The organism is Celeribacter sp. (genome assembly GCF_048259695.1).
In the GTDB taxonomy this organism is placed as follows: Bacteria; Pseudomonadota; Alphaproteobacteria; order Rhodobacterales; family Rhodobacteraceae; genus Celeribacter.
In genome coordinates, this window is sequence record NZ_JBLXHL010000049.1 from 1 (window position 1) to 3,711 (window position 3,711).

The following is a 3,711-nucleotide window of genomic DNA, read 5'->3' on the forward strand; positions in this document are numbered from 1 at the left end:
CTGTACCTGTGGGGTCAAGGATCAGGAACCAGGACGTGTCTTTATTTTCCGTGTGTGGGGTCGCCGTGACTCCTGTGCCACTCCGTAAGCTTTGCGCGGCAGGCAGCCTCGTTCTGACGCTCGCCAGCTGTGGCGGGGGCGGCTCGGGCGGCGGGAGCGGAAGCGCTCCCGGGGGCAACGCGCCGGAAACCGGGACAGAGATCGACACCCCGGCTTTCGAGACCTATTCGACCGATCACAACGGATACAGCCGCGTGCGCCTGCAAGCCGGGGACAGGCCCGGCGATGCCGCGATCCTTGCCAAGTTCGACGATGCGGATCCGGCCGACCCAAGCGGCTATCGCAATCTGATCGCCCAGACAGAGGCGCGTTATCTGGAGACCATGACGATCGAGGTGATCGCGGAGATTTCGGGCTCGGGAGCAGAGGAGAGGGTCAAACGCATCCTGCGTCTGACCGCGGATCAGGCCCCCTTCAACAACGTCGACGGCGATGGCAACCTGATTGCGTCAGGGCAATATTACTTCCGCGGCGGTGCCGAGGTCTACGCCAGCGTCGACGGCGGCAGCCTGCAGCGCGGTATCGGTGATCTCGAGAATATGATTGTCGACTTTGATAGCGAGACGGTGAGGATCGACCTGCGCACCCCCTATGACCCCGGCGCCGGGTCGCAGATCGAGACGGCCATCCAGGCTTCGGACCTCTCGCTGAACGTGCTGACCGGTGCCTTTGGCGGGACCGTCGAGATGACCACGCGCTCTGCCGACACCGGCGAGCTCCTCTCGTCGACGGGGCAGCTCCGAGGCAATCTCAACGGCGATGAAGAAGGGCTTTCTCGGCTCGTTGAGAATATGACGACCTCGGGCCTGTTCACCGTTGGGGGCAACAGCGATCGCTTCCAGGCGGACGGCGTCTTCTGGGGCAGTCAGCTCAACTATGAGGATTAAGCGCCGGTTCGCGGCGCTACTTCTGGGCGTTCTCACTCTTGGACCGCAGGCAGCTGGGGCACAAACGACGAACCCCTCGCTCCGCGATCTGACGCAGTTGGTGACCTCCGAGAGGCTGCGGACCTATGCCTTGGCGCGGGGGCTCGCAGCGGGTGGACCCGCCCTCGGGACTGCGCTCGATCTCAAACAGCTGCTGCGACGGCAGGGCTTCTATATGGATGAGACCGGCTGGCAACGGCTCGCCGCCGACCAGGCGTTTTATCCGCAGCTCAGTTACGTGCCAAACATGAATGGCGGCTCACCTCAGGAGCGTTTGGAATTCCGCGGGCTGACCTTTGATTTGCGGGACGAACTGGTGGCGCGGGGTGGGCTGGCGGTCGGCGCCACCTACGACGGGCTCCTGCGTTACGGCTGGGACAGCGGGCGGTATCTGCAGCTACAGGCGCAACTCGGCGGTCTTTACGCGCCGGGCCCCGACCTGGGCAGGACCCGCGCGAGCCTCGCTCTTTGCTCGCGCAACCATCTGACCGACTGGCATTTCGTCGATCTGTGCCTGAACCATTACGAGGATCACCGCGACCTGCAGGATGTCACACGGGATGAGGCAACCGTCAGCGTCAGCACACTCTTCGAGCGCAGCGCGAGCCGCCATGAGGTCGGGCTGTCGCTGTCCCGGCGGAGCGACGAAGATCGGCTGCGCAGCCTCGCGGAGGTCGGGCTCGAGTCGGTCTGGGCCAGCTCGGCGACCCGGCTTTCCTTCGAGTATGGCGCGCCGACCGGGGACGAGACCGGAGCGCTGCTGACCGCGGCAGGCGAAATCCGGTGGCCGGCCGCCGGTCAAGTGGTCGGGCTTGGCCTGTCGCTCTCGCGCTCGCCGAAGACGCTATTCCTGGGCGAGGATCGGCGCGATGACAGCCTCGGTGTGACGGGCTTGCTCGCCATCGATGGCAGGCTGGTCCTGACGGCGGCCTATAGTCGGACCTGGTCGACGGTGAACTTCTTCGAGGATGAAGTGATCAGCTTCGGTGTGTCCTACAGCTTTCCCTGACCGGGCGGCGCCTGGCCATGCCTCGGAGCGGGCGACAGGACACGGCGCCGCTCTTGCGAGCGTCAATGCCTAGGAGGCGACGTAGTTGACGACACACAGCAGGATCACGGCGCCGATGATCAGCTCGAATGCCTGGGCGCGGAGCCAGCGGCGGGTTTTCTTCTGGGACTCGTGTTCGATTTCAAATTTGCTCATGTCACGCGTCCCTCTCAACCAATTCTCAACTCAAACTGCAAACTTACAGCCTTTAATCTTGCGTTAACTAGATAGCCGCGGTCGCGGAGGAACGGCAGTCCCACGGCAGGTTAGGTCTTGGCGCTTTGGGGGGCAGGGATAGTCCGAACGGCGTGCCACGGCCTATCCGATCGGATAGGTCGGCCAAACTCAGGAGTAACGTCTCGGCCTATGGATCAGCGCAGGGCATCGGATAGCGCACGGCGCGAGGCGGGCGTGGCCATCTGGTCGTGCAGCCTCTGGAATTCGATCCGCGCCTGCGCTTTCTGCCCGGAGTTCAGGTAAGCATAGCCCCGCAGGAGCGCGAGATCGCGGCGCACCACGCCCGTGACGCGCTCGAGCTCGTCAAAATAGGCGATGGCTCGCCTGAAGTCCCGGCGGTTGTAGGCGGCGACCCCGCGCTTATCGAGGATCTGGCTTTCGATCTCGAGCCGCTGCTCGGCGGTGAAATGCGTGCCGGCGGCGACGGCAGCGGCCTCATCCACCATGTTGAGCCGCAGCATGACGAGCGCTTGACCATAGCTGGCGTCGCGGCGGGTCTGGGGGCTCCGCGCACTGCTGGCCGCAGCCTTGAAATCCGAGAGCGCCTGCATGGGACGGTCCGCATTGAGGGCGCACCATCCGCGCTGCGCGACGGTCTCCGCGTCACGCGCGCTGGCGGCCTCGGCGAGGCAGCTTGCCCAGTCGCCGCGTTGCGCGGCGCTTCGAGCGCCCGAGAGCGACGCGGGAGCCGTGGTGGTCTGGGCGCTGCTTGCCGGTCTTTGTTGGCTGGCCGCACGCTGAGGCCGGCCGACGGGGCGCAGGCTGACTGCAGGTGAGGAACCTGTCGCAGGGCTGATTTCCAAGGTGCTCAGGGGATCAAGGGGAGCCGTCGCGGGCGCGATCTGTCCCTGCGCCAGCATTCCGGCACGAAGCCGGTCTTCAACCGAGGTCAGCCGGTCCGCCGAGGCCGGAGACTGGCTGCGCGCAAGATCGGCAAGTCGTGCAAGCTGGTCGAGTGTGGCGACATCCGCCGATTTCTCGAGTGTGGCCACCAAGGCGTCGGGGTCGGTGCAACTGCGCGCGATCCCAGTATACACCCCGAGCGCGGCGGTCACGTCGCCAATCGACTGGTATTGCTCAGCCAGCAGCCAAGCGTTGTTGACCCGCTCGCAGCGCAGGAGGGCGGGATTGGCGCGGGCAACGCGGATCGCGACGTCCGCATTGTTCCCCGACACGGCTTCGTCAAAGCTGGCCTGTGCCTCGGAGAGCGCGAGGGTCTCTAGCAGGTCCGCGGAGGGCGACCAATTGGGATATTCGCGGCTGATCTCGGCGATCGTGCCGCGCGCGGCTTCGAACTGCCCGGCGTCGACCTGGCGATAGATGCGGTCGATCATCTCGCCGGGCACGCTGCGTTCGATCTTGCCAAGATCGTCCGGCACGACCCAATCGGGGTATTGCAACTGCAGCCGCCGGATCTCTGAATTGACCGCCTGCTGGTTG

Annotated in this window: 4 protein-coding genes; 2 read left to right on the forward strand and 2 right to left on the reverse strand. The window is 65.3% G+C overall.

From position 1 onward, the window contains the following. Positions 1 to 947, forward strand: a 947-nt coding sequence (locus ACN0Q0_RS17415; protein WP_417244462.1) for a hypothetical protein, incomplete at its 5' end; no start/stop codon positions are given. A gap of 214 nt (positions 948 to 1,161) precedes the next feature. Next, on the forward strand, positions 1,162 to 1,995 hold the full coding sequence (locus tag ACN0Q0_RS17420) for a hypothetical protein (protein ID WP_417244463.1): 834 nt from the start codon (positions 1,162 to 1,164) through the stop codon (positions 1,993 to 1,995). Positions 1,996 to 2,064: 69 nt separating this feature from the next. Here ACN0Q0_RS17420 and ACN0Q0_RS17425 read toward each other — a convergent pair whose 3' ends face one another. After that, positions 2,065 to 2,190 (reverse strand): hypothetical protein, encoded by a 126-nt coding sequence (locus ACN0Q0_RS17425; protein ID WP_417244464.1) that lies wholly within the window; start codon positions 2,188 to 2,190, stop codon positions 2,065 to 2,067. Positions 2,191 to 2,405: 215 nt separating this feature from the next. Beyond that, positions 2,406 to 3,711, reverse strand: a 1,306-nt coding sequence (locus tag ACN0Q0_RS17430; RefSeq protein WP_417244465.1) for a hypothetical protein, incomplete at its 5' end; no start/stop codon positions are given.